The following is a 25,809-nucleotide window of genomic DNA, read 5'->3' as shown; positions in this document are numbered from 1 at the left end:
CTCACCGTCGCGCCGGTGGCGGCCCGAGGCCGCCGACGCTCAGAACGGCAGCTTGACGTCCGGCTTCGCGGCCGTCAGCACACGGCGGAAGTCCTCCTGGATGCGCTTGAGCCCTTCCTGCGTCTCCGACTCGAAACGCATCACGACGACCGGCGTCGTGTTCGACGAGCGCGCGAGGCCGAAGCCGTCCGGATACTCGACACGCAGGCCGTCGATCGTCACGACTTCCTCGGCGCCGTCGAACTTCGCCTCCTTCTGCAGCTTGTCGATCAGGCGGAAGTTCTCGCCTTCGTCGAGCCACAGCTGCAGTTCGGGCGTGCTCATCGCGTCCGGCAGGCCGTTCAGCAGCGCGCTCGGGTCGGCCGTCTTCGCGAGGATCTCGAGCAGGCGCGCGCCCGTGTAGAGACCGTCGTCGAAGCCGTACCAGCGATCCTTGAAGAACACGTGGCCGCTCATTTCACCGGCGAGCGGCGCACCCGTCTCGCGCAGCTTCGCCTTCACGAGCGAGTGGCCCGTCTTCCACATCAGCGGCTCGCCGCCCTTCGACTTCACCCATTGCGCGAGGTGGCGCGTGCACTTCACGTCGTAGATGATCTGCGCGCCCGGGTTGCGCGACAGCACTTCTTCCGCGAACAGCATCAGCTGGCGGTCCGGATAGATGATCTGGCCGTCCTTCGTGACGACGCCGAGGCGGTCGCCGTCGCCGTCGAACGCGAAGCCGATCTCGGCGTCGGTGTCCTTCAGCGCCTGGATCACGTCCTGCAGGTTTTCCGGATGGGCGGGATCCGGGTGGTGGTTCGGGAACGTGCCGTCGATGTCGGTGAAGCGCTCGACGAGCTCGCAGCCGAGCGCCTTGAACAGGCGCGTCGCCAGCGGGCCGGCCACGCCGTTGCCGGCGTCGACGACGAGCTTCATCGGGCGGGCCGGCTTGATGTCGCCGACGATGCGCGCGATGTATTGATCGGCCACGTCGAACTGTTCGTACGAGCCGTTGCCCGTCTCGAAGCGCTCGTCGACGATGCGCTGATACAGCGCCTGGATCTGCTCGCCGTAGATCGCGGCGCCGCGCAGCACCATCTTGAAGCCGTTGTAGTCGGGCGGGTTGTGGCTGCCCGTGACGACGATGCACGAATCGACGCGGCGCTCGCCGCCCTTCAGCGCGAGCGGGACGTTCGCCGCGAAATAGCCGACCGGCGTGGGCACCATGCCGACGTCGACGACGTCGACGCCCGCCGCACGCAGGCCGTCGGCCAGCGCGCCGACGAGGTCCGGCCCGGACAGGCGGCCGTCGCGCGCGACGACGACCGCATCGCCGCCCTGCGCACGCACTTCGCTGCCGAATGCCCGGCCGATCCCGCGCGCGGTGTCGTTGTCGAGCGTCTTGCCGACCACGCCACGAATGTCATATGCCTTGAAGATGGATTGGGAGATCATCGATTCTCTTCTCTCAGTTGCGTGCATGGAAAAATGTCTGGCTTGCCTGGCCGCCGCTCGCCGGTGCCGCGCATGATACATGCGGCCCGGCACGGCGTGAAACCGCTGGCGCGGAACGGCGGGAGCGACCCCGATCCCACTTATAATCGCGGGTTTTGATGACGCGCATACCGCCCATTTTAATGCCTAGCCGTCCCGTCGCCGCCAACCTGCAGCCCCCGGGCGCCCTGCCGGCCGCCTCGCGCGCACGCCGCTGCCGCGCATGCTGAAGCGCTTCGGCAACCCGGACGTCGCGAAGGCCGTCGCGAATCTCGTCTGGCTGGGGCTCGAGCGGCTCACGCAGATCGGCGTCGCGATCGCGATCAGCGGCCTGCTGGCCCGTTATTTCGGGCCAGATGTGTTCGGCAAATGGCAGTATGCGAATACGCTCCTCCTCGTACTGGCGCCGCTCACCTGGGTGTGCGGCGCGGAAATCCTCGTCCCGACCATCGTCCAGCGCCCGCCCGCCCAGCTCGGCGCGGTGCTCGGCAGCGCATTCGCGCTGCGCATCGCCGTCTCCGTCGCCGCGCTCGTCGCGACCTGGATCGCGATCGCCGCGGGCGCCTTCGATCCGCTGGTCGGCGCGATGCTCGCGGGCCTCGCGGTCACGATGGTGTTCCGCGAGCCGCTCGTCGGCGTCATCAACGCGTGGCTGCAGAGCATGACCTACAGCAAGCCGCAGCTCGTCACCAGCATGGTCACCGCGCTGGTGAAGGCGCTGCTCGTCTGGCTGCTGGTCCGCGCGGCCGCGGGCCCCGCCCGCTTAGCGTGGCTGTGGGCGCTCGAAGCGGCCGCCATCGGCTTCGCGCTGCTGCTGTACTACCGGCATCGTAACGGCGGCGCGCTCGGCTGGACGTTCGACAAACCGCTGTTCAGGCACTTTGCAACGGCCGGCACCGTGTTCTGGCTCGGCCTCATCTGCATGTACCTGTTCCTGAAGCTCGACCGCCTGATGCTCGAGCGTCACGTCTCGTTCGCCGATCTCGGCCGCTACTCGGCCGCGCAGCAGCTCAACGAGAACTGGATCACGCTCGCGCTGATGCTCGCGCAGACGATCGCGCCCGCCTTCGTCTACCGCGTGCAGGACATCGCGCGGCTGCGCCGCAACATCGTCCGGCTGATCGCGATGACGGCCGGCCTGATGACGGCCGGCGCGCTCGTGCTCGACGCCGCCGCCCCGCTGATCGTCGGCAAGGTGTTCGGCCACGGCTACGAAGCCTCGGTCGACATCTTCCGCTGGGCGGTCTGGCTGTCGGTGCCCGCCGGCATCGAGGCGATAGGCAATCTTATCGTTCTCAAATATCAAGCAAAATTCGTGTTGCTGTCGAAATGGCTGCTCGCGCTCGCGATCGCGGCGCTCGTCAACCTGTTCGCGATCCCGCGGCTCGGCCTGTACGGCGCGCTCGTCGGGCTGGCGGCCGGCTACCTGGCCGCCGCCGCCGTCAATTTTTATTACATCCGTTTCAAGCTGCGACCATGACGTCCCCTGATTGCCCGACCCCGCTCGACGACGTGGCCGTACTGATGCCGGCCTACAACGGGCACGACGACGTCGTTCGGACCCTCGCATCGTTTCGCGAGGACACGCCCGTGCACGTGCTGATCGTCGATGACGGCAGCACGCCGCCGATCGTCGCGCCCGACCTGCCCGGCCTCATGATCGACGTGCTGCGCATGCCGCAGAACGGCGGCATCGAGCGTGCGCTCGCGGCCGGCATCGACGCGCTCGCCGCGCGCGGCTTCCGCTATGCCGCGCGCATCGACGCGGGCGATCTCGCCGCGCCGCAGCGCCTCGCGAAGGAGCGCGCGTATCTCGGCGCCCACCCGCGCGTGGCCTGCGTCGGCATGTGGACGCAAGTCGTGTCCCGCGCCGGCGAGCCGCGCTTCATGCTGACCCCGCCCGCGGATCCGCGCACGCTGCGCCGCACGCGCTTCCTGCGCTCGCCGCTCGTGCATCCGTCGGTGATGCTGCGCATCGACGCCGTGCGGGAAGTGGGGAACTATCGGGCGAAATACCGTGCGGCCGAGGATCTCGATCTTTTTTTACGGTTAATGCAACGCTACGATTGCGCGAACCTGCCGGAACTCGGCCTCTATTACGAATTGAACGAGGGCGGGATCAGTGCGACCAAGCGCCGGCGCCAGCTGGTGTCGACGCTCACGCTGCTGCTGAGCCACTTCAACGCGCTGAACCCGTACGACTGGGCCGGCCTCGCCAAGAACCTGCTGCATTTCGTGACGCCGTATCGCACGTTGCAGCGGATCAAGCAGACGCTGTTCGCCGCGCGGCCGTCCGCCTGACGCGCATCCGGCCCTTTCGGCAATTTCGACGCTTTATTTATTCTTTTTTTCATGTCCGTCACCTCCCCGCTGCGCATCGCGCTCGTCTGCAACACGGCCTGGGCGATCTACACGTATCGCCACGGGCTGATCCGTGCGCTCGTCGCGCGCGGCGCCGAGGTCATCGTCATTGCGCCGCACGACCGCACGGTGCCCTTGCTCGAGCAGATGGGCTGCCGCTACGTGGCGCTCGCGGTTGCCTCGAAAGGCACGAGCCCGCGCGAGGATCTCGGCACGCTCGCCGCGCTGGTGCGTCACTACCGCGCGCTGAAGCCCGATCTCGTGTTCCATTACACGATCAAGCCGAACATCTACGGCTCGGTCGCCGCGTGGCTCGCGCGCGTGCCGTCGATCGCGGTGACGACCGGGCTCGGCTACGTCTTCATCCAGAAGAGTCGCGCGGCGAGCGTCGCGAAGCGCCTGTACCGGTTTGCGTTCCGCTTCCCGCGTGAAGTGTGGTTCCTCAACCGCGACGATCTCGCGACCTTCACCGACGAACAATTGCTTGCGCATCCCGATCGCGCGCGGCTGCTGCACGGCGAAGGCGTCGATCTCGAACAGTTCGCGCCCGTGCCGCTGCCCGCCGGCGACGCGCCCGTCTTCATCCTGATCGGGCGGCTGCTGTGGGACAAGGGCGTGCGCGAATACGTGGAGGCCGCGCGCATCGTGTGCGCGCGCTTCCCGAACGCGCGCTTCCAGCTGCTCGGGCCGCTCGGCGTCGACAATCCAAGCGCGATCGGCCGCGCGGACGTCGATGCGTGGGCCGGCGAAGGCGTGATCGAGTATCTCGGCGAAGCGCACGACGTGCGCCCGCACATCGCGGCGGCCGACTGCGTCGTGCTGCCGTCGTACCGCGAAGGCGTGCCGCGCACGCTGATGGAAGCGTCGGCGATGGGCCGCCCGATCGTCGCGACCGACGTGCCGGGCTGCCGCGACGTCGTCGCCGACGGCGACACGGGGTTCCTGTGCCGCGTGCGCGACAGCGCGAGCCTCGCGGAGCAACTGAATCGCATGATCGCGCTCGGACCGGAAGGCCGAGCAGCGATGGGCGCACGCGGCCGGCAAAAGGTCGCGGCGGAGTTCGACGAGCAACAGGTCGTCGAGCGCTATCGGGAGACCATCCATTCGTTGACCGGATTCACACTCTGAAGGAGCGCATCTGCAATGACCGCTAAAGGCACCATCCTCGTCACCGGCGGCGCGGGCTACATCGGCTCGCACACGGCCGTCGAGCTGCTCGACAACGGCTACGACGTCGTGATCGTCGACAACCTCGTCAACAGCAAGGCCGAATCCGTGCGCCGCATCGAGCGGATCACGGGCAAGACGCCCGCGTTCCATCAGGTCGACGTGTGCGACGAAGCCGCGCTCGCCAAGGTATTCGATGCACACCCGATCACCGGCACGATCCATTTCGCGGCGCTCAAGGCCGTCGGTGAATCGGTCGCGAAGCCGCTCGAGTACTACCAGAACAACATCGGCGGCCTGCTCGCCGTGCTCAAGGTGATGCGCGAGCGCAACGTCAGGCAGTTCGTGTTCAGCTCGTCCGCGACCGTATACGGCGTGCCCGAGCGCTCGCCGATCGACGAATCGTTCCCGCTGTCCGCGACGAACCCGTATGGCCAGTCGAAGCTGATCGCCGAGCAGATCCTGCGCGATCTCGAAGTCTCGGACCCGACGTGGCGGATCGCGACGCTGCGCTACTTCAACCCGGTCGGCGCGCACGCGAGCGGGCTGATCGGCGAGGATCCGGCCGGCATCCCGAACAACCTGATGCCGTACGTCGCACAGGTTGCGGTCGGCAAGCTGGAAAAGCTGCGCGTGTTCGGCTCCGACTACCCGACGCCGGACGGCACCGGCGTGCGCGACTACATCCACGTCGTCGATCTCGCGAAGGGGCACATCGCCGCGCTCGACGCACTGGCGAAGCGCGACGCGAGCTTCGTCGTGAACCTCGGCACGGGCCAGGGCTACAGCGTGCTGGAAGTCGTGCGTGCGTTCGAGAAGGCATCGGGCCGCCCGGTGCCGTACGAGCTCGTCGCGCGCCGCCCGGGAGACATCGCCGAGTGCTACGCGAACCCGCAGGCCGCGGCCGACATCATCGGCTGGCGCGCAACGCTCGGCATCGAAGAAATGTGTGCCGACCACTGGCGATGGCAGGAGGGCAACCCGCGCGGTTTTGTATAATCCGCTGTCCATTTTTCGAGCGATCCCATGCTCAGCTTCGCGTCCGGCTTCATCGTCTCCCTGCTCGTCACGCTGTTCATCGTGCGCTATGCGCACCTTCACGAGAAATTCTCGATCGACAGCGACCTGGCCGGCGTGCAGAAATTCCACGTGCGGCCCGTGCCGCGGGTCGGGGGCATCGGGATCCTCGCGGGCGTCGTCATTGCCGCGCTGATCCTGTCCCGGCGCTATCCGACGATCGCCGGCAGCATTCTCGGGATCGTTGCCTGCGGAATGCCGGCGTTCCTGTCAGGCCTCGTCGAGGATCTGACCAAGCGCGTGTCGCCGCGCGCGCGGCTGCTCTGCACGATGGGTGCGGCCGCGCTGGCGTTCTGGCTGCTGGGCATCGCGGTCAAGCGCATCAGCGTGCCGCCGCTCGACTTCCTGCTCGGCTACGTGGTCATTTCGGCGTTCATCACGGTGCTGGCGGTCGCGGCGCTCGCGAACGCGATCAACATCATCGACGGCTTCAACGGGCTCGCGTCGATGGTCAGCTTCATGATGTTCGCATCGCTCGCGTATGTCGCGTTCCATGTGAACGATCCGGTCGTGATGTCCGCTTCGATCATCATGATGGGCGCCGTGCTCGGCTTCTTCCTGTGGAATTTCCCGGCCGGGCTGATCTTCCTCGGCGACGGCGGCGCGTATTTCATCGGCTTTATGCTCGCCGAACTCGCGATCATGCTCGTGATGCGCAACCGCGAGGTGTCCGCGTGGTACCCGGTGCTGCTGTTCATGTACCCGATCTTCGAGACCTGCTTTTCGATCTACCGGAAGAAGTTCATCCGCGGGATGTCGCCCGGGATTCCGGACGGCGTGCACCTGCACATGCTCGTGTACAAGCGGCTGATGCGCTGGGCCGTCGGCACGAAGCACGCGCACGACCTGACGCGCCGCAATTCGCTGACGTCGCCGTACCTGTGGCTGCTGTGCCTCGTCGCGGTGATACCCGCGACGCTGTTCTGGCGGCACACGGTGCACCTGTTCGTGTTCGTCGTGCTGTTCGCGCTGACTTACGTGTGGTTGTACCTCAGCATCGTGCGGTTCCGCGCGCCGAGGTGGATGGTGGTGCGCAAGCACCGGCCCAGTCGCTGAGCCGTTCTCGGCCCGGCATGAAAAAAGCGCCCCGCGGGGCGCTTTTTTCGTCTTGCGGCACTGTTCACCACCCGGGACGGTATCACCCGTTCGATGCCGCACGCACCGACGGGACACTCTGCAACACGGGAGCTACGGCCGTCTGGTATTCCGGCACCCAGCGCCGCAGGTCGCGCCGCACTTCGTCATCGGGCAGGACACGATGCTGCATCAGCCACGGCAGCAGCTCGTCGAGGAAATTGTCCGGCACTTCCCGCGCCCGCGCGATCCGCAGCTTCGGATGCGGCGTGCGCGTCGTCGCCTCGTCGTCCGCCAGCAACTCCTCGTAGAGCTTCTCGCCGGGCCGCAGCCCGGTGAACTCGATCCGAATCTGCTCTTCCGAGAAACCGTACAGGCGGATCAGGTCGCATGCGAGATCCACGATCTTCACCGGCTCGCCCATGTCGAGAATGAAGATCTCGCCGCCATGCCCCATGCTGGACGCCTGCAGCACCAGCTGCGATGCTTCCGGGATCGTCATGAAGAAGCGCGTGATCTCCGGGTGCGTGACCGTGACCGGGCCGCCCTTCGCGATCTGCTGCTGGAACTTCGGGATCACGCTGCCCGCGCTGCCGAGCACGTTACCGAAGCGCACCGTCTCGAACTGCGTACGCCCGCTCGTCTGCTGCAACGCCTGGCAGGCCATTTCGGCCAAGCGCTTGCTCGCGCCCATCACGTTGGTCGGATTGACGGCCTTGTCGGTCGAGATCAGCACGAAGTGACGCACATCGTGGCGGATCGCCGCGCGGGCCACGCGATAGGTGCCGAGCACATTGTTGCGCAGCGCCTGCCAGGCGTTGTGCTCCTCCATCAGCGGCACGTGCTTGTAGGCGGCCGCGTGGAACACGATGTGCGGCGCATGACGCGACATCACCTGGTCGAGCAGCAGCGAATCCTTCGCGTCGCCGATGATCGGCACGACCGGGAGATCCGGGAAGCGCTCGTGCAACTCCTCGGTCAGCCGGTACATCGCATACTCGGACAGGTCGAACGCGACGAGTTGCGCGGGCGCGAAGCGCAGGATCTGCCGGCAGAGCTCGGAGCCGATCGACCCGCCCGCGCCCGTCACCATCACGACGCGGCCGCGCAGCAGCGCCTCGACGTGCGGCGTGTCGATCGTCACGGCATCGCGGCCGAGCAGATCCTCGAGATCGATGTTTCGCACCTGCGACAGGAAGCCCTGCCCTGGCATCAGCGCGGTCAGCGACGGCAGCACCATCGCCTTCACGCCGGCCCGCACGCACAGCGTCGCGACGCGACGCTGCGTCTCGACGGACGCCGATGGAATCGCGATGATTGCGTATTCGACCTTCATTGCGTCGGTCCAGTGCTTGAGGTCGTTGAACGAGCCCAGCACCTTGTGGCCGTAGATTTCGCGGCCCTGTTTTACGACGTCGTCGTCGAGCAGGCCGACGAGGCGCCATTCGCCGGAACGCGACAGTTCGCGCGCGAGGCTCGCGCCGGCCGTACCGGCACCGAGCACCAGCACCGGCTTGCCCTTCCCGACGAGCCCGCCGTACAGGTAATACTCCTTCGTCGCGCGATACAGCGCGCGTGCGCCGCCCATCGCGAGGAACAGCATCAGGGGCGACACGAGCAGCACCGAGCGCGGAATGATCGGCTGCGGCTGGAACATCACGGCGCCGATCATCACGATCACACCGCCGCCGACCACCGCCTTCGCGATGCGCATCAGGTCGGGCAGGCTCGCGAACACCCAAAGCCCGCGATACAGGCCGAACCCGCGAAACATCAGCGCGTAGACGGGCAGCACCCACGTGAGCGCCATCAGCGCACCGCTCAGGAAATCATGCGGAACGCTGCCATTGAAACGAACGAGATAAGCGAACAACCATGCGGCGATGACCGCCGTCAGGTCGAACAGGAAAGCACTCAGCGACAGCCACGATGCTTTGGATCGCAACATCGGCAGGAAACCTCAAGAGTTGTTTTCGGCGGCTGCCTGGAACCGGCGCCAACGCATGTCGATCAACCATCCGAAGCATGCCAGGACGCCGTACCAAGCGAAGAACGACAGCCACTGCTGCAGTTCGGGGCGGCCCTTTGCCCACACGGCGAGAATTATGCCCGCGAGCATGATGAGGTACCAATATAGAGCGGTCCGACCGTGACTGACGCCCGATCGAACCATCCTTTGATAATAGTGCTCACGGTGCGCTTGCCAGAACTTTTCTCCGCGTAACAGACGTCTCAAAAGTGTTACAGATGCGTCAACGATAAAGGGAGCGAACACCATCGCGGGAAACCAGATCGGCCAGGCGTTGGTACGCCAGCCCCAGTAGCCCAGCGCGCCAGCCAGGAATCCGAGCGGAATCGAGCCGGCATCGCCGAGAAACAGCCGTGCCGGATGAAAGTTGAGCAGCAGGAAACCCAACGCCGCACCGGCAACCGCCGCGCCAGCCACGACAAGATCGGGCGACGCATGGACGCCATCGAGCGCCGCGACCGCGTATCCGCCGAAGCCGAACAGCGCCATGCCGCCCGCAAGGCCGTCGGCGCCATCCATGAAGTTGTACAGGTTCGTCAGCCAGACCATCGCGAAACCCACGCCGGCGAGCAGCCACCAAGGCGCGTCGGCCGGAAACACGACGATCAGCGCGACGACTGCCGCAAGGTGCGCCGAGAACCGCACGCGGGCCGGCAGCCCGCGCCGGTCGTCGATCTGCGACATGGCGGCCAGCCCTGCGGCGGCGGCGGCAATCAGCCACAGTCGCGGCGTGAGCGCCAGCAATGCGACAACGCACACCGGCACGATGCCCCATCCGCCGACGCGTGGGGTCGGCAGCGTATGGAGCGAACGGTCGTTCGGAATATCGGTTGCGAGGCGCCAGGCCAGGCCGGTGGCAAGCAACGTACGAAGAATCGTCGTCGAAGCGAGTGCGGCGGCCAGGGCCACCGCAGCTGCGGTGAGCCAGGTGGGGTTCGCGAGAAGCATGTGGCCTTATTTTCGTGTATCGCGCGAACGATACCATGCGGCGGTCGCTTCGAGGCCCTGGCGGGTCGTATAGGGCGGCTGCCAGTCGAGCACGCGCCTGATCCGGCCCGTGTCGAGCTGCAGGCTGCCCGTCAGGCGATCGACGGCCGCACTGCGGCCGGTCAGCTTGCCAGCCACGCGCAGCAGGGCCGGCGGCACCGCAAGCAGGCGTGCCGGCTTGCCGAGCGCATCGCCGACGAGGCGCAACAGGTCCGCGACCGACGGCGCGTCGTCGTCGGCAACATGGAAGCATTCGCCGGCCGCGCGCGGATCGATGGCGCAGTGCAGCAGCGCGTCGGCAAGGTTTTCGACGAATACGATGCTGCGCCGCGCCGACACGGCTCCGAGCGGCAACGGCATCCCGCGCGCGACCGCGTCCAGCATCCTCAGGAAATTGGCACGGACGGTCGGCCCGTAGACGAGCGGCGGTCGCACGACGACAACGTCGAGCCCTGCCGACGCACCGAACTGCGCGAGTTGCCGCTCCGCGCGCAGTTTCGAACGGCCGTAAGCATCCTGCGGATCGGGTTCGGTCGCTTCCGACAATGGCACACCACCGTCGCCCTCGCCGACCGCCTTGATGCTGCTCGCGAACACGACGCGGCGTACGCCGTGATTGCGTGCCGCCTGCGCGAGACGCAAGGTACCAGCGACGTTAGTGGCGTCGAACGCGGCATCGGGGTCGGGCGACTCGTCGCGCATCACGTGCACGCGGGCGGCGAGATGGATCACGCAATCGGCGGCCAGACCTTCCGGCCAGCCTTCGTCCAGACCGTCGAAATCGGCGGTGGCGTGCACCCACTCGTGCACGCCGTCGATGCAGCCACCGGGGCGCCGTACCAGTGCGGTCACCGTATGCCCGGCTGCCAGCGCGCGGCGGCAGACTGCCCGGCCGACGAAACCATTCGCGCCGGTGATGACGAGATGAGTCATCGCCATCTCCGGCCTTGCGGGCTGACGGCTCGGCGAAGCGGTGTGCAACCTCGGATGGCGCACGCAGGCAACGCCTGCCAATGCGCACGACTATCCGCGCACGACCGGCACGGGGGAACTGCAAGGGGGACGAAAACGAACACGTCAGGATCTCGAAGACAGGGAGAAGGCCGATCGCTGGCGCCGTCATCGATCGGCGCCGCCCGGCTGGCATCCGGGGGCATATCGTGCCTGCGCGGCCATTGTAACCTTGCCGCCGCGCCACAACCAAACCGGGGCCGCCCGTCTCGCGCGGTAGCGCGCAAAGCGGACGGGCCTTCCTTCAGGCCAGCAACGCACCGATGCGATCAACGAGCGGCGCAATCATCCGCTCCCATCCGTGCTCGCGCTCGACGAAGGCGCGCGCGTGCCCAGCCATCTCGACCGCCGCGGGCTCGTCGGCGACGAGCCGCTCGATACGACTGACGAATTCTCCCGGCGTATCGGCGATCAGCAGATCCCGGCCACTTTCCGCGCCCAAGCCCTCGTACCCGAGCGACGTGGTGACGACAGGCAACCCGAGCGCCATGTACTCGAGAATCTTGTTCTGCACGCCGGCGCCGATGCGCATCGGGCACACGCCGATCGCGCCGTCGGACGTGGCCTGCGCGACTGACTCGACCCGGCCGGTCACGTCGACGCCGTCGTACGCGCGAAACTGCTCGGCCAGCGCGGGTGCGATGGACCCCACGATCCGGAAGCGATAGTCGGCACGCTTGCGCAGCAACGGCAGCACCGCTTCGGCGAAAAAGTGGCACATGTCCTGGTTCTGGACGGTGCGCATGTCGCCGATGAAAACCAGGATGCGGCTCGCCATGCTGCGTGCGGTATACGGCAAGTTCGACAGATCAACGCCGTTCGAGCACACCATCACCTTCCCGGCGGACGCGCCGGGAAACAGGTAATCGCGGTCGGTCCTGGAAACCAGCACCGACAGGTCGAAATCGTCGACGATCGTGCGCTCGTAGTCGAGCAGGCGCCTCGCCTCGATGCCGAACACGCGCGACTTCAACCCGCGCGCTTTCTTCAACTGCTTCACGCGGCTGTAGTTGAGCGAGATCGCATCGGTCATTTCCAGGATGCGCGGCTTGTCCGACCGGCGGACATACTCCGCGCAGCGCACGAGATGCACGAATGCGCCGTCGTGCGACGGCAGCAATCGCGATACGGCCGCCGCAAATGCGCGACTCCGGTAGTACGCCACCTGCAGCGGCGTGCGCGTGGGCAGCGCGAGCAGCGTGTTGATGTAGGATCGCCGACGGGACAGCAAGACCCGTTCGACCCGGTCGAACACGCCATCGTCGGGTAACGCGGCGTGCATCTCTTCGTCGCTCTCGCACAGACTCAGCAGCGTCAGCGAGTAATGGCGGGACAATACGCGGCAGAGGTGATAGATCCGCAGCTTGTCGCCGCCGATTACCGGATACGGAAACCGGGGCGTCAGCACCAGCAGCTTCTTCCTGTCCTGGCTCATGACAGACGCGCCCAGAAATCCTGAATCGAAGGACGAACGGCCGATGCTGAGAAGGTGCGTGCGCGGTCCATCCCGGCACCGGCCGCCACGTCGAATCGCGTGCTGTCGTCCCACACCCTGCGGATCTGTTCCGCCATGTCTTCCACCGAATAGGGATCGAACTGCAGGCCGCACTCACCAGCGATCTCGGGCATCGACGTCGTGTTGCTGCACGCGACGGGCGTACCCGAGGCCATCGCCTCCAGCAACGGAATTCCGAACCCTTCGAACAACGACGCAAAAATGAATGCGCGGGCTCGGCGGTAATGCTCGCGCAACTCCTCCCGCGACACATAGCCAAGCAGTTCGACGACGCCCGTCAGCCCGAGTGCGTCCGCCCGTGCGAGGAAATGGGTGTGATGGTCGGACTTGATCCCTGCGATCCTCAGCCGTGCATCGTCACCGAGTGCGGGGCGCGCCACGGCAAAGGCCTGTAACAGCCGATCGACGTTCTTGCTCGGCGCCTCCCCCGCGACCGTGAACAAGTAAGGCTCGCGCGCAACCTGACTCACCGGCGGCGCGAACCAGTCATCCGCAATCATGCACGGAATGACGGGGACGTCCGCCTCACGCAACCCGAACCGCTCCATCAGCTCCAGCTGCGTGAACCGAGAGATCGTCAACACGGCGTCGGCCCGACGCACGAGCCTCGGCACCACCTGGCGACGATAGATGCGCCCGGCGGTCTGATACGGCGATCGCGCCGGCGGCAGCACATTCCAGGGCTTCAGGTAGATCAGGTCATGGACGACCGCGACGATCCGCGTGTTGCCGGTGGATTGCAACGGCCCCGTGTTGTACGGACACAGCAAATAGTCGAGCTTCTGTTCACGGCACCGGCGCGGCAACTCGACCTGCTCCCACCATGGGAAGAAGCCGCGCCCTGCGCTGACGCACGGCCAGTCGTCCGCATGCACGCCGCTGGGACCGAGGCCCAGCACCGACGCGCTGACCGGCTCCACCAGTTGTCGCGCGTAGCGCCCCATGCCGCGGTAATTGCCCACCATCCAGGTGATATCCACCCCCAACTTCACGCGACGCTCCTCGAAGCGAATTGACTCATGAATAACGCGTCCCGCGCAGAACGGCTTCGTACACGGCCACCGTCTTCTCGGCGCATGCCGACCAGTTCAGTTCCCGCGCACGCGCGAGTCCGGCTCCGCGGAGCATATCGGCCTTGCCCTCCTGCTCGACGATCATTCTCATGCCGTCCGCTATCTCGTCGGTACGAGACGGATCGACCAGAATCGCCGCATCGCCCGCGACTTCGGGAACGGATGTCGTGCTGGACGCCACGACCGGCAATCCCGACGCGAAGGCTTCCACGACAGGCAGCCCGAAACCTTCGCACAGCGACGCGAACACGAGCGCGCTGGCCGACTGCATCAGCGCGCGCACGTCGTGATCGGGCAGATACTGGAGCCAGCGAACGTTGCCGTCACCGCCCGCGCCCAAACGCGCGACGAGTTGCTCGCAGCCCCACCCGGCGCGTCCGACGATGACCAGCGGTATCGCACGGCGCAGGTCCGCCGGCAAGCCCGCGTGCGCGTCGAGTACCCGCTCGAGATTCTTCCGCGGTTGCAGCGTCCCCACACACAGGAAGAATTGCGCCGGCAAGCCAAGCCGCTTCAGTACTTCGGCGCGCTCGGCCTGATCGATCCGTTCGAAGAAACGAGGATGCACGCCCAGCGGAACGACGGAAATCCGTTCCGGCGCGATGCCGAAATGCTCGACGATTTCCCGCTTCGAATAATCGGAAATCGTGATCACATGATCAGCCCAGGTTCCCGAGCGGCGCAGTAACCAGCGGCGCAGCGCCGCCAGTCGGATCGTCGTCCATTCCGGATGCGACAGCGGAATTGCGTCCATCAGCGTCGCGATGACCGGTGCCGAAGACAGTTTGGGAATCAGGTGATCCGTCGCATGGAACACGTCCACGCTTTCTGCGCGCAGCGCCCTTTCGTCGATGGACGTCCAGGGTGTCACCGCGCCCAGCACCGTCGCGACCTCATGCCGACCGAGATTGACCGGCGGCCGAGCCCCCGGAAACACATCGTTGCCGACAACCGCACCGAAGCCCGCGGGAACGAGGCCGATCCCGCCCCGCGCCAGCAGCGCCCGCCCCAATTCGCGCGTATACGAACCGATGCCGTCAACACCGCCATGCGCACTGCTCCGGGCAAGCGCAGTCGTGCCGAAACCTACCTTCACCCACGCCCTCCGCCAAACATCCAGCGCAGCGTGCTTTCCAGCGGAATATCCTCGAGCGGCCCGACTGCGGCCTGCAACCGCGTGCCGTCGCCCTGCAATCGGCGCACTTCATTCGCGCGCACGAAAGCCGGATTGACGCGCACCTCGATCGAGTAGCCGGCGATCTGCTCCATCAGCGCGATCACCGACTTCAACGACACCGCCCGGCCGGAGCAGACGTTGAACACGCCGCCGGCAGGCGCGAGTTGCAGCAGGCGCCGGTACGCGTCCACCACGCGGCGCACATCGGAAAAATCGCGCTCGACATCGATGTTGCCGAGCTCGATCACGCGCTCGCCGCGCTGGAAATGGCCGACGATCTTCGGCAGCAGGAACTGCGGCGACTGGCCGACGCCCGTGTAGTTGAACGGGCGTGCAACGACGATCGGCAGTTTGTCGTGCCAGAGGCGCGCCATGTACTCCATCGCCAGCTTGCTGACCGCGTAGTCGTTCGCCGGATTCGGCTCGACGGATTCATCGATGACCTCGACCGCCGCGTTGCCATAGATGTTGGCGCTGCTGGCGAGCAAAACCGCTTTCGGACGGCTTTCCTGGTTAGCAAGCGCCTCCAGCAGGTTGCGCGTGCCGACCACGTTCGTGCGATAGATCGCGTCGGCGTCACCGTGCGCGACGAACGCGATCGCGGCGAGATGCGCGACCACGTCCGGCCGTACGTCGGCGACGACTTTCGCCAGTTCCGCGCGGTCGCACAGATCCACCCGATACATGTCGGACCCGATCGCTTCGGCACCGTGCGCGGTGCCGAATACACGATAGCCAGCCGCCCTCAGCGACTGCGCCAGATAGTCGCCGGTAAAGCCGCCGAGCCCCGTGACCAGCGCGCGCGGCACGTCAGAACGAGAAGCCGAGTTCATTGCGTCGCAGATCCGCTTCAACCATCATCGCGCACAGCTGCTCGAGCGTTGTCTTCGGCTCCCAGCCCAGCTTCTGCTTCGCCTTCTCCGGATTGCCGATCAGCAGGTCGACCTCGGCCGGGCGATGGAACTTCGGATTGACGCGAACCACCGTCTTGCCGGTTGCGACATCGACGGCGATCTCGTTCACATCGCTGCCCTTGAATTCGAGGTCGACGCCGGTCGCCTTGAATGCCATGCGCACGAAGTCGCGCACGGTTTCGGTACGGTTCGTGGCCAGCACGAACGTATCCGGTTCGTCGGCCTGCAGCATGCGCCACATACCTTCGACATATTCCTTCGCAAAGCCCCAGTCGCGCTTCGCGTCCATGTTGCCCAGTTCGAGCACGTCGAGCTGGCCGAGCTTGATCTTGGCGACGGAATCGGTGATCTTGCGCGTGACGAATTCGCGGCCGCGCAGCGGCGATTCGTGATTGAACAGGATCCCGCTGCAACCAAAGATGTCGTAGCTCTCGCGGTAGTTCACCGTGATCCAGTGCGCATACAGCTTCGCCACGCCATACGGGCTGCGCGGATAGAACGGCGTCGATTCGATCTGCGGAATCGCCTGCACCTTGCCGAACATTTCGGACGTGCTTGCCTGGTAGAAGCGAACCTTCGGATTGACGATGCGGATCGCCTCGAGCAGGTTCAGCGGACCGACGCCGGTGATCTCGGCGGTCGTGACCGGCTGGTCGAACGACACGCCGACGAAGCTCTGCGCCGCGAGGTTGTACACCTCGGTCGCGCCGGTCGTCTGCAGCAGGCGAATGCTCGCCGACAGGTCGGTCAGGTCGTATTCGACCAGGTGCAGGTTCGGATGCTTGGCGATGCCCAGCTCTTCGATACGCCAGAAATTCACCGAGCTGGTGCGACGATAGGTACCGTAAACGGTGTAGCCCTTGTCGAGCAGGAGTTCGGCGAGATAGGCGCCGTCCTGGCCGGTGATGCCGGTGATGATGACTGTCTTCATAGTGATGCTCTTTCCTTACGAAAGTGATGCGCTTTTTGTAAAAAGCTTCGCCAGGTCGCGAGAACTTTGGGCCCAGGTCAAATAAGCCATGCCTTCGGACGAAGGCGCCTGCCCCCTGCTTTCAAGTTCCAGCCAGGCGTTGATTTCAACGGCCAGATCCTGCCCGGTCTCACTGGAGAAATAATAGGCGTGATCTCCCGCGACTTCCCGAAACACGGGGATATCCCGGGCAATGATGGAAATCCCGTGTTGAGCCGCCTCGATCAGCGGAAGGCCGAAGCCCTCTCCGTATGAGCCGGCGATCAAGCACGACGATGCGGCGTAAAGCGCTTCCAGATATTCGTCGCTGATACCCTCCAGCCAGAACAGGCGCCGGCCGAGTTCCGGATGCCTCTTCAGCCGCGGGACCAGATCCCCTACCAACCAGCCTTGCTTGCCCACCAGGACAAGGTTGACCTGCCGATTTTCCTGCCACAGCCGTTCGAATGCATCCAGGATCTGCGCATGCCCCTTGCGAGGCTCCAGCGTCCCGACCATCAGGAAGGACGGTGATTTCTTCAGCGTCGCCAGCAAGTTCCCGGCATCGGCAGGAAGCCCCGTCGATGCGACGGAATTTTGAATATCCGCACCCAGGTGGAACCAGTCGATCGCGAAGCGGGCTGCGCGCTCCGGCGCATGTTGCGCCATCCATCGAGCCAGATCGCCCGCGACGGCCTCCGAAATGCAGAACGCACCGTCGCTCTCCGCGACGACGTCCAGCCACTTGGCGAAATTCTCGGCAACGCCGGGACCGAAATATTGGGGCAGGAAAATACACAGCAGGTCGTACACGACAAACTTGACCTGCACGCCCTGGTGCCGGAGCTTCTGGTAGAACGCCCGCTGCGCAGGCACGAGCTCTGGCGCGAGGTCCAGGCCGAGAAAGATGTCGCCGGGCCCGTAATCGACAGGCGCGTCATGCAGCCACGCGTCTTCGAAACCCATCAGCTCGGCGGTGAATCGGCGGGCATAAGTATACGACTGCGCCGCCGTCGCATAAACCGGCTCCACCCTGAACCCGGCGGGGGGATGCTCCAGCCATTCCTTGACAAGACTCCTCACCACCCGCTGGATGCCACTTTTCGCATCGTGTCGAGCGAGCTCGGAGATATCCACCAGCAGTTGCCGCTTCGCATTGCGCGGCACGACGTTCCGGGCCATGGCCGCCGCGGCCTGCTGCAACTGGTTGTCCTCGGCTGTGCCGGCCTCTGCGACGACTGCGCGCGCCAGTATCGCGGGATGCGCCAACCCTGCAACATGGAAGCGCTCGATTGCATCGCGATACGCTTGCGCACACAGATCCGGAGCGTGGCGGCTCACGATGAGCTCCCGCGCGGTACGACCCAGTTTCGTCCGCAACTCGGTATCGGTGCGCAAGGTTTCCAGCGCCTCGACGAGTTGCGGCTCGGTAAATGCGTCTGGCAGTTTCCATACGGCGTCGTCGTCAAGGTCGGCCATGCTGCCATTCGCGTTGACGATGACGGCCTTGCCGTAATTCATGCAATCCAGCACAGTGCCGGACGTTTCACCTCTGGACAGGGTTCGCAACTGCACACCGACGTCGGCAGCCGCGAGATACTGGCGGAAAATCGAAATATCCGCCCAGCCCGTGATCCGCACGTTGGCGGTCGAACCGAGCTCGCGGATCAGGCGCGACACGTCCTGCCCGTATTGCCCCGGATTGTTCTCGCCGACAAACACCAGATGACAGGTCGCGTCCTTTGCCAGACACGATGCAGCCCATGCCTTCAGCAATTGCAGGTTCAGCTTCATCGGCCCCAGCAATCCGAACGCACAGACCAGATAGTCGCTTTCCGCAATACCGAGTGCGGCGCGCGCGCCAGCCCGGTCGAGGTCGACATCGTTGTCTCGCATGTGGGGAATTTCGACCCAGTCGCCAAGGTCGCCGCCATACCAGCGCATGGCCTGGCGCTTCGAATTCCCGGAGTGGACGATCAGGCCCAGGCTCTTCTGAATCACCTCCAGGCTGCACGGATACTTCCAGACGACATCCGCCGGATCCGCTTTTTGATGGCGCTCGGCCAGGCTGGCGTAGCCGTGGCCCTCATACAACGCCTGCGACAGGCCACCCGGCCGCCATCCCTGGCCGTCCATTTCCGCAACGATGCCCGACAGGAAAAAGTCATGCAGGACCACCACTCCGGGAATGACATCCAGAAGCGGAAACATGTAGCGATGGAAGGACGAATTGCCGAAGTGATAGACCACACGGTCATACAAGCCGGCATGGTCAAGGAACCACTGAGCAGACCTTACCATCACGCCATCGAACTGCGGATTCCCGGCGGTATCCGGATCGACGATGACATCGATATCGTAGAAATGCGCAAGCTCAGGCAGCAGTTCGGCACTGTAGTCCGCTATGCCGGTGCGAGCAGGCGGCAGCGGAGAAACATAGGCGAGCTTCGGGCGCCGCGACTCCTGTCGATGCGCGGGCTGCTTGCCCCGAACATGCCACTGCTCCATGGCTGCAATGGTGCGGCGTGCGCTTTCATCCCACGAGAAGCGGCGCGACTGCTCTTTCCCGTGCCGAATCAATGCTTCGCGGAACGGCGCATCGGTCAGACCGCGACGTATTGCGTCGGCAATCGCCGCGTCGGAATGCGGATCGAACAATGCATCATCCCAACCGATGACTTCCGGCAAGCTGGACGTGTTGGCGCCGATGACGGGCGCCCCGCAGCGCATCGCCTCCAATGCGGGCAAACCGAAACCCTCGTGCCACGACGGGAACACAAACAGCGTGCACAGGTTGTAGAAATACAGCAAATCCTCGTCCGGCACGAAGCCTGTCAGCACCACCTCGCCCTGGCTCAGGCCATGCTGCTGTGCCAAGCGCTCGAGTTCCTGCCGATTCGCGGGCTGCACCGAGCACACGATCGCCAATTGGTGATCACGTCGTACCGCTTCAGGCAAAAGCGCATAGGCCCGAATCAGGCCTTCGACGTTCTTGCGGTGATCGATGCCGCCGGTGTACAGGACAAACGGTTTCGTCAGCCCGTATTGCTTGCGCAACGTCGCTTCCCGTTCCGGGGAAACGTCGATGGACTGGAATGCATCGTCTGCGTCGGTGCCGATGTTGATCGAGCAGTCTGCGGGCAGCCCCAGGTACTTGATGCCCTCTTGACGCGAGGACTCCGAAATACCCAGCCACAAATCAGCCCGGCGCAAATGGTCGACCTTCTCCAGATACCAGGACTTGATGACCGGATTGTTCAGGTACGGATCGGGGTTGATATACGGAATCAGGTCGTAAAGCGTGACCGCGACCGGAATATCGTGCTGCAGTCGATGGACGCTCGTGACCGCATCGTCGCCAAGCCCCTCGAACAAACTCGTGACATAGATGAAATCCGGCTTCAATGTACACAGGAACGACTCGAATCCCAGTTCCGCCGCATGCCGCCGCCAATCGTTCGATTTTTCAACGTGCGAAACAGGGGCTGCGGCGTGCCAGACCCGAATGTTCTCGAGCGGCAGCACATGTGAAAACGCCTCGCGAATGGGCTCAATGGTCTCGGGAAACAGGTCGCTCAGCGCCAGAAAGATCTCGTGCTCTCCGCGATTGCGCACCAGGCCTTTTGCAATCGCCTGGGTGTAACGGCCGATGCCTCGATTGCGCGAACCGGTGCTCTGCGCACCTTGCATATCGATGACGATCCGCATTACGCCCCCTCCTTCTTGCTGTAGCTCTTCGCTGCAAATGCCAATGCAGCATGAATTTGTTGCGCGCGCGGACTCAGACTCTCCGGCGGCACGTCGGGTCGTGCGGAATAGGGACGCACCGTCCCGGAAACAACGGGAATCAGCCGTTGCTTGAGACCGGGAAAACGGTTGAGCACGGAAACGGCGAACCGCCTGAACGAAGGGTGCTCGTCGCCGAATCGTGCAGTCTGCTGAATGACGCGCTTGAGTCCGGCCTTGAAAACCGTCTTCCCTTGCCCCTTCAGCACGAGCGCGACGATCCGAAGCGGGCGGGTGATTTTCCACGACGTGCTGTGATACATCGCATGCAGTTGCGCATTCGCCTGATGCATCATGGCCTCGGCCTGTTCGAGGCGTGCCTGCAATTCGAGTACCTGGCGCTCGACATGCTGGCGCTCTCCGTCCACCAGTTGGTTTCGCTCCTCGACCAGTTGGTTTCGCTCCTCGACCAGTTGGCTGCGCTCGTCGACAAGCTGGCGTCGCTCGTCAGCCAGCCGGTTTCGCTCTTCGACGCGCTGATAGCGCTCCTCTGCGAACTTCAACTGCTCGGTCACCGTCTGCAGCCGGTCGACCAGCTCGCTCCACCGCTCTGCGGAAAGCCGCAGCGCCTCCTCCGCACGCTCCACCCTCGCGTCGACATGAGAAAGATTCGAGGCCAGCCGTGTTTCGTAGCGATCCGCAAGGACATCGATCGTCAGGCCGTAATCGGCATCGAATGCCGCGTCGAACGCGCCTTGCGCCGAACTGGCCGCCTTCTGCGCAACGATCGCGTAATCGGGACTCACGCTACCGAGGATGTTCAGGAGGTGAACCTTCGTTTTCGCGTCGCGCAATACCTCGGGCTCCTGAAGACGCACGACCTTGACGCGATCGAACCCAGCGTGTTCGGCAACGAACGAGAGCAGCATCGGAGGCACCGGCTTCTGGTGCGACGGATCGATATAGAAGTTGCACGTCGCCACAGCGATGTTTTCCGGATTGGGCGTCTCGAGAATGAGCAGGCCACCGGGCTTCAACACGCGCAGCGCTTCGCTCACGAGCGTCTTCAATTGCTCGAAGCTCACGTGTTCGACGACGTGAAAAGCCGAGATCAGCGCATGGCTGTCCGAGTCAAGCGTCGCGAGATGCTCGATCGCGTCGCCCTTCGATACCGGTAGATTTCGCTCACGGCACGCTTCAAGCATTTCGTCGTCGAGATCCACACCCGACGCGACAAAACCGGCTTCGATCATCAGTTCCAGCCACTCGCCGCGACCGCACCCGACATCGAACGTCATCGCGCCGGGGTGCAACGCCGCCAGCGGCTGAAAGAACGCCGCGTACTTCGCCAGCCGGCTTTTGATCAGATCTCGCGACCCGCGATGCCGGTCCTCGAACGCACGATAAAAACTGTCCACTACGGCAAACTCCTCACCGTCGTCGGCAGCCACGCCACACCGACGAAATCATCCATCTTTATGTTCACGACGTTGAACACCAGCGCGTGATCGCGCCACTGGTAGTTATTTGCAAGATGCGCATCGCCCGTATGCAGTGCAACGGCAACCGAGTAGCTGCCCACGCCGATGTTCGCCGCGAATTCGAAAAGCAATTCCACTATCTGGCCTTCGGCAAGATCGACCAGCACCTGCTTCAGGTGATAGGTGTTCGTTCCGAACACCGTTTGCCCGAGCCTGTCCTTGATCATGTACCCGACGACCAATTCGGGAATCGCCTTGACGCATTTGACCTTGACGCGCAACGCGACTGGCTGCGCGACGCCGATGATCTCGACGGGCTGGCCTGATCGATCGAGCAGCGTAACCTCGTCGATCAGTGCCTCGCCGGTTCCGGAAACGGTCTGCACCGCGCCACTGTCCAGCTTTTCCTGCCTGACCTCACTGTTCTCACGATCGGCCAGCATCGCGTTGTAGTAGTCCATGACCGCTTCGGGCGGCCCCTCCATCTCCAGCCGCCCCGCATTCAGCAGGATCGCGCGGTCGCAGATTGCCTGAATCGCGGCTTTGTCGTGCGCAACGATCAACAGCGTCGTGCCCTTCTTGCCGAACTCGCGGATGCGGTCGAAGCTCTTGTGCTGAAAATACGCATCGCCGACCGATAGCGCTTCGTCGACGATCAACACGTCGGGCCGTCGAGCCGTCGCGACGCTGAACGCGAGACGCATCTGCATGCCGCTGGAGTACACGCGCACCGGCTGATCGATGTATTCGCCGATTTCGGCAAACGCTTCGATCTCGGGCATCATCGCGGTCAGTTCGTCGACGCTGTAGCCCAGCAACTGACCGGCCATCATCACGTTCTGGCGCCCGGTGAAGTCCGGATGAAACCCCATCCCGAGCTCCAGCAGTGCAGCGACGCGCCCGGTCATCGACACGCTGCCAACAGTCGGCTGCGTGGTCCCGACGATCATTTTCAGCAGCGTGCTCTTGCCCGCGCCGTTGATGCCGATGATGCCGATCGCCTCGCCGGCGCGCACCGAAAAATTCACGTCGCGCAGCACCCAGTGCAGCTTGTGATGCTCCTTGCGACGCGGGTCCATCCACTCGACGAGACGTGACCAGCGTGTCGGGTACTGCTTGTAGGCCTTGCCCAGATTGGTAACGGTAATGGTGCCCATCAGAGTTCATCCACCATTTCGCCCGCATGCTTGCGGAACAGGCCCAGGCCAAAAAGACACAGGACGATACCCAACACGGCCGGCAGCCAGAGCGCCTGCCAGTCCGGCCATACGCGCTGCACCAGTACGACCTGGAACGACTGGATCACCGGCGCCATCGGATTGAATCGCATCGCGGACTTCACGCTATCCGGCAGAATGTTGACCGAATAGACGATCGGCGTCAGCCAGAACCAGAAATTCAGCACGATTCCGAAGAACTGCCCGACATCACGGAAAAATACATTCAGCACGCCCAGCGTGACGCCAAGGCCGATCGCGAACAGCGTCATCACCAGCAGCACCGGAAAAATCGCGAGATACGAAATGCCGGGGAAATTCCCGGTGATCACCAGGAATGCAGTGAACAGCGCGAAGACGATCACGAAACTGACCAGCGCGTTGGCGACCACGATCACCGGCAGACACAGCCGCGGAAAGCTCAGCTTTTTCAGCAGGTTGGCGTTGTCGATGAAAGCAGTCTGCCCTCGGCTGACGACTTCCACGAACATGGCCCATGGCAGAACGCCGGCGCACAGGTGAACGCTGTACGCGAAGGTGCTGTCCACGCCGGGCAACCGGGCATGCATGACACGCGAGAAGATCACCGTATAAACGACGATCATCGCAAGCGGATTGAGGACGGTCCATGCTGCGCCCAGCAGGGAATTACGGTACTTGGACTGAAATTCCCGCTTGACGCTTCCCAGAATGAAGCCGCGATAGGCCCACAGGGCTCTCAGCATGCCCAGCATCAAGCCCGCCCGTATACATCTTGGAAACGAACGATATCGTCCTCTCCCAGATACTCGCCGCTCTGCACCTCGATCATCACCAGGTCCAGCACACCCGGATTCTCGAGGCGGTGCTTGTGCCCCGCAGGAATATAGGTGGACTCGTTGGTCCGGACGAAAATCTCCTGATCGCCGTTGACGACCTTGGCCATCCCGCTCACGACGATCCAGTGCTCGCTGCGATGGTGGTGCATCTGAAGGCTCAGGCTCGCACCCGGCTTGACTTCGATCCGCTTGATCTTGAACCGCGGCCCCTCTTCCAGCACCGTGTAGGTACCCCACGGGCGGCTCACGGTGCGGTGCAGCTTGTACGCGTCGTGATTACGTTTCTTCAGCCGGGCGACCACCTGCTTCACATCCTGCGCGCGGTCAGGATGGGCGACCAGCAATGCGTCCGGCGTATCGATGATCATCAGGTCGGCCACGCCGACCGACGCCACGACGCGATCCTGCGTCTGCACGTACATGTTGCGGCTATCGACGAAGATCGCATCGCCGACGGCCCGGTTGCTGTCCTGGTCAGGCTCGACCAGGTCGCGCACCGCGCCCCACGAGCCGATGTCGCTCCAACCGAAGCTGGCGGGCACCACCGCCACGTTCGACGAGCGCTCCATCACTGCATAGTCGATCGAGATGTCGGGCATCTTCTCGAACGATTCGGCGGGAATCTCGAGCATTTGCGTCGACGTCTTGTTGGCTTCCTGCAGCGCCGCCCAGCATGCTTCGGCGGCCGCGGCGACGTCCGGGGCATGGCGGGCCATCTCGTCCAGAATGACGCCGGCCTTGAAACAGAACATGCCCGAGTTCCACAGGTAGTTGCCCGCCGCCAGGTACTCGGCCGCCTTCGCTGCATCCGGCTTCTCGACGAAGCGCAGCGCCGCTCGGCCGGCTCCGACAGGCTCGCCTGCCTCGATATAGCCGAAGCCGGTATCCGGGCTCGTCGGCACGATGCCGAACGTCACCAGCCTGCCCTGCTTCGCCAGTTCGGCTGCGCTCGCGACAGCGGCCACGAAACCCTTCTGGTCCTGCACCAGGTGATCGGCCGCGAGCACCAGCATCAGCGCGTCGCGCCCGTATTTTTCAGCGACATGATGCGCTGCCATTGCCACGGCGGGCGCCGTGTTGCGACCGGCCGGCTCGAGCATGAACACGCCGGGGCGCTGTTCGCCGAGCGCCGCGCTCACGAACTCGTCCTTGCTCATGAAGTAGTAGTCGCGGTTGGTGACCGTCAGCAATTCTCCGCCCTGGGCGTCGTCACCGCCGCCGACCGCCGCGGCAGCGCGACGGTAGGTTTTCAGCAGCAGACTCTCGCCATCGGCGAGCTTCATGAACGGTTTGGGATGCCCTTCGCGAGAGACGGGCCAAAGTCGCGTACCGGCACCACCGGACAGGATGACGGGGATTAACATCACATTCACTCCACATTTAGTATTCGCTGGCGAAGCCAACGCCTTCGCCACTTGCATCCATACACCGGCCGGCATGGTTGCCAGCCGGTCATGCGAGACCCGGCCGGAACGGAATTATAGCCGGCACCACTCCCACCGAAAACGGCGGTTGACCCGGGACGGCCGCCAGACAAGGCCCGAACGCGCACGCAGCGCGACCGTCGTGCCCCTGCTCGATCCTGATCGGCAGCCAAACCACCGGGTCACGTACCCGGGCGTTACCAATCGGTCACTTAAAACTCGCCGAACGCACCAGAACGGTCGCTGCGTCAAGCCTGGCAACGCCCTCCGGGCCGAGAGCCGGCCTCCGCGACCGCCATCCGAGCTTCGCCCGCCAGACGATCAGCCCGCTCCGG

The 25,809-nt window shown here is 64.5% G+C and carries 19 protein-coding genes; 5 read left to right on the top strand and 14 right to left on the bottom strand.

Going from position 1 to position 25,809, the window contains the following annotated elements; translation table 11 throughout:
• Positions 1-39: 39 nt before the first annotated feature.
• A complete protein-coding gene (locus CFB40_RS04540) occupies positions 40-1,434 on the bottom strand; it encodes a phosphomannomutase/phosphoglucomutase (protein ID WP_089424683.1) in 1,395 nt (464 codons plus the stop codon).
• A gap of 262 nt (positions 1,435-1,696) precedes the next feature.
• Between CFB40_RS04540 and CFB40_RS04530 the strand changes: the two genes are divergently transcribed.
• Genes CFB40_RS04530 through CFB40_RS04510 form a run of 5 tightly spaced genes read left to right on the top strand, consistent with a single transcriptional unit; the run spans position 1,697 to position 7,134 of the window.
• Positions 1,697-2,953, top strand: a complete 1,257-nt coding sequence (locus CFB40_RS04530) for a lipopolysaccharide biosynthesis protein (RefSeq protein WP_089430708.1) — start codon at positions 1,697-1,699, stop codon at positions 2,951-2,953.
• Positions 2,950-3,774 carry a glycosyltransferase gene (locus CFB40_RS04525; RefSeq protein ID WP_089430707.1) on the top strand — a complete coding sequence of 275 codons (825 nt, stop codon included), beginning with the start codon at positions 2,950-2,952 and terminating at the stop codon, positions 3,772-3,774. The genes CFB40_RS04530 and CFB40_RS04525 overlap by 4 nt, the downstream gene beginning before the upstream one ends.
• A gap of 51 nt (positions 3,775-3,825) precedes the next feature.
• Positions 3,826-4,962 (top strand): glycosyltransferase family 4 protein, encoded by a 1,137-nt coding sequence (locus CFB40_RS04520; protein ID WP_089430706.1) that lies wholly within the window; start codon positions 3,826-3,828, stop codon positions 4,960-4,962.
• Positions 4,963-4,977: 15 nt separating this feature from the next.
• Positions 4,978-6,000, top strand: coding sequence for a UDP-glucose 4-epimerase GalE (galE, locus tag CFB40_RS04515; protein WP_089424679.1), 1,023 nt, complete (start codon positions 4,978-4,980; stop codon positions 5,998-6,000).
• A gap of 27 nt (positions 6,001-6,027) precedes the next feature.
• Positions 6,028-7,134 (top strand): MraY family glycosyltransferase, encoded by a 1,107-nt coding sequence (locus tag CFB40_RS04510; protein WP_089424678.1) that lies wholly within the window; start codon positions 6,028-6,030, stop codon positions 7,132-7,134.
• Between the two features lie 82 nt (positions 7,135-7,216).
• Here the strand turns inward: CFB40_RS04510 and CFB40_RS04505 are convergent, their stop codons facing one another.
• The 13 genes from CFB40_RS04505 to CFB40_RS04445 form a co-directional block, all read right to left on the bottom strand.
• Entirely contained in the window at positions 7,217-9,100 is a 1,884-nt protein-coding gene (locus CFB40_RS04505) for a polysaccharide biosynthesis protein (protein WP_089424677.1), read from the bottom strand.
• A gap of 12 nt (positions 9,101-9,112) precedes the next feature.
• Positions 9,113-10,129, bottom strand: a complete 1,017-nt coding sequence (locus CFB40_RS04500) for an MraY family glycosyltransferase (protein ID WP_089424676.1) — start codon at positions 10,127-10,129, stop codon at positions 9,113-9,115.
• Positions 10,130-10,135: 6 nt separating this feature from the next.
• Positions 10,136-11,101: a UDP-glucose 4-epimerase family protein gene (locus CFB40_RS04495; protein ID WP_089431358.1), complete on the bottom strand. Its 966-nt coding sequence runs from the start codon at positions 11,099-11,101 to the stop codon at positions 10,136-10,138.
• Between the two features lie 322 nt (positions 11,102-11,423).
• The gene (locus CFB40_RS04490; RefSeq protein ID WP_089430705.1) at positions 11,424-12,614 is read right to left on the bottom strand and encodes a glycosyltransferase; all 1,191 of its coding nucleotides are present in this window, start codon (positions 12,612-12,614) and stop codon (positions 11,424-11,426) included.
• Positions 12,611-13,687 carry a glycosyltransferase family 4 protein gene (locus CFB40_RS04485; RefSeq protein ID WP_089430704.1) on the bottom strand — a complete coding sequence of 359 codons (1,077 nt, stop codon included), beginning with the start codon at positions 13,685-13,687 and terminating at the stop codon, positions 12,611-12,613. Before CFB40_RS04485 ends, CFB40_RS04490 begins: the two co-directional genes overlap by 4 nt.
• Before the next feature lie 25 nt (positions 13,688-13,712).
• Positions 13,713-14,864 (bottom strand): glycosyltransferase family 4 protein, encoded by a 1,152-nt coding sequence (locus CFB40_RS04480; protein WP_089424673.1) that lies wholly within the window; start codon positions 14,862-14,864, stop codon positions 13,713-13,715.
• Positions 14,861-15,778 (bottom strand): NAD-dependent epimerase/dehydratase family protein, encoded by a 918-nt coding sequence (locus CFB40_RS04475; RefSeq protein ID WP_089424672.1) that lies wholly within the window; start codon positions 15,776-15,778, stop codon positions 14,861-14,863. The genes CFB40_RS04480 and CFB40_RS04475 overlap by 4 nt, the downstream gene beginning before the upstream one ends.
• On the bottom strand, positions 15,756-16,790 hold the full coding sequence (gmd, locus tag CFB40_RS04470) for a GDP-mannose 4,6-dehydratase (protein ID WP_089424671.1): 1,035 nt from the start codon (positions 16,788-16,790) through the stop codon (positions 15,756-15,758). The genes CFB40_RS04475 and gmd overlap by 23 nt, the downstream gene beginning before the upstream one ends.
• A 15-nt stretch (positions 16,791-16,805) precedes the next feature.
• Entirely contained in the window at positions 16,806-20,516 is a 3,711-nt protein-coding gene (locus tag CFB40_RS04465) for a glycosyltransferase (protein WP_089430703.1), read from the bottom strand.
• Positions 20,516-21,985, bottom strand: coding sequence for a methyltransferase domain-containing protein (locus tag CFB40_RS04460; RefSeq protein WP_254600199.1), 1,470 nt, complete (start codon positions 21,983-21,985; stop codon positions 20,516-20,518). The genes CFB40_RS04465 and CFB40_RS04460 overlap by 1 nt, the downstream gene beginning before the upstream one ends.
• Positions 21,952-23,172, bottom strand: a complete 1,221-nt coding sequence (locus CFB40_RS04455) for an ABC transporter ATP-binding protein (protein ID WP_089430702.1) — start codon at positions 23,170-23,172, stop codon at positions 21,952-21,954. Before CFB40_RS04455 ends, CFB40_RS04460 begins: the two co-directional genes overlap by 34 nt.
• The gene (locus tag CFB40_RS04450; RefSeq protein WP_089424667.1) at positions 23,172-23,966 is read right to left on the bottom strand and encodes an ABC transporter permease; all 795 of its coding nucleotides are present in this window, start codon (positions 23,964-23,966) and stop codon (positions 23,172-23,174) included. Before CFB40_RS04450 ends, CFB40_RS04455 begins: the two co-directional genes overlap by 1 nt.
• Complete coding sequence (locus CFB40_RS04445) at positions 23,966-25,414, bottom strand: mannose-1-phosphate guanylyltransferase/mannose-6-phosphate isomerase (RefSeq protein WP_089424666.1); 1,449 nt, start codon at positions 25,412-25,414, stop codon at positions 23,966-23,968. Before CFB40_RS04445 ends, CFB40_RS04450 begins: the two co-directional genes overlap by 1 nt.
• Positions 25,415-25,809 lie beyond the last annotated feature (395 nt).

The organism is Burkholderia sp. AU31652 (assembly GCF_002223155.1).
Classification (GTDB): Bacteria; Pseudomonadota; Gammaproteobacteria; order Burkholderiales; family Burkholderiaceae; genus Burkholderia.
Note: the sequence above shows the minus strand (reverse complement) of the source record. Positions and strands in the feature narration are given on the sequence as shown.

Excerpts from the sequence above, each read along its gene's own strand:
- CFB40_RS04540 (WP_089424683.1), bottom strand. The coding sequence starts at position 1,434 with ATGATCTCCCAATCCATCTTCAAGGCATATGACATTCGTGGCGTGGTC.
- CFB40_RS04530 (WP_089430708.1), top strand. The coding sequence starts at position 1,697 with ATGCTGAAGCGCTTCGGCAACCCGGACGTCGCGAAGGCCGTCGCGAAT.
- CFB40_RS04525 (WP_089430707.1), top strand. The coding sequence starts at position 2,950 with ATGACGTCCCCTGATTGCCCGACCCCGCTCGACGACGTGGCCGTACTG.
- CFB40_RS04520 (WP_089430706.1), top strand. The coding sequence starts at position 3,826 with ATGTCCGTCACCTCCCCGCTGCGCATCGCGCTCGTCTGCAACACGGCC.
- galE (WP_089424679.1), top strand. The coding sequence starts at position 4,978 with ATGACCGCTAAAGGCACCATCCTCGTCACCGGCGGCGCGGGCTACATC.
- CFB40_RS04510 (WP_089424678.1), top strand. The coding sequence starts at position 6,028 with ATGCTCAGCTTCGCGTCCGGCTTCATCGTCTCCCTGCTCGTCACGCTG.
- CFB40_RS04505 (WP_089424677.1), bottom strand. The coding sequence starts at position 9,100 with ATGTTGCGATCCAAAGCATCGTGGCTGTCGCTGAGTGCTTTCCTGTTC.
- CFB40_RS04500 (WP_089424676.1), bottom strand. The coding sequence starts at position 10,129 with ATGCTTCTCGCGAACCCCACCTGGCTCACCGCAGCTGCGGTGGCCCTG.
- CFB40_RS04495 (WP_089431358.1), bottom strand. The coding sequence starts at position 11,101 with ATGACTCATCTCGTCATCACCGGCGCGAATGGTTTCGTCGGCCGGGCA.
- CFB40_RS04490 (WP_089430705.1), bottom strand. The coding sequence starts at position 12,614 with ATGAGCCAGGACAGGAAGAAGCTGCTGGTGCTGACGCCCCGGTTTCCG.
- CFB40_RS04475 (WP_089424672.1), bottom strand. The coding sequence starts at position 15,778 with ATGAACTCGGCTTCTCGTTCTGACGTGCCGCGCGCGCTGGTCACGGGG.
- gmd (WP_089424671.1), bottom strand. The coding sequence starts at position 16,790 with ATGAAGACAGTCATCATCACCGGCATCACCGGCCAGGACGGCGCCTAT.
- CFB40_RS04465 (WP_089430703.1), bottom strand. The coding sequence starts at position 20,516 with ATGCGGATCGTCATCGATATGCAAGGTGCGCAGAGCACCGGTTCGCGC.
- CFB40_RS04455 (WP_089430702.1), bottom strand. The coding sequence starts at position 23,172 with ATGGGCACCATTACCGTTACCAATCTGGGCAAGGCCTACAAGCAGTAC.
- CFB40_RS04450 (WP_089424667.1), bottom strand. The coding sequence starts at position 23,966 with ATGCTGGGCATGCTGAGAGCCCTGTGGGCCTATCGCGGCTTCATTCTG.
- CFB40_RS04445 (WP_089424666.1), bottom strand. The coding sequence starts at position 25,414 with ATGTTAATCCCCGTCATCCTGTCCGGTGGTGCCGGTACGCGACTTTGG.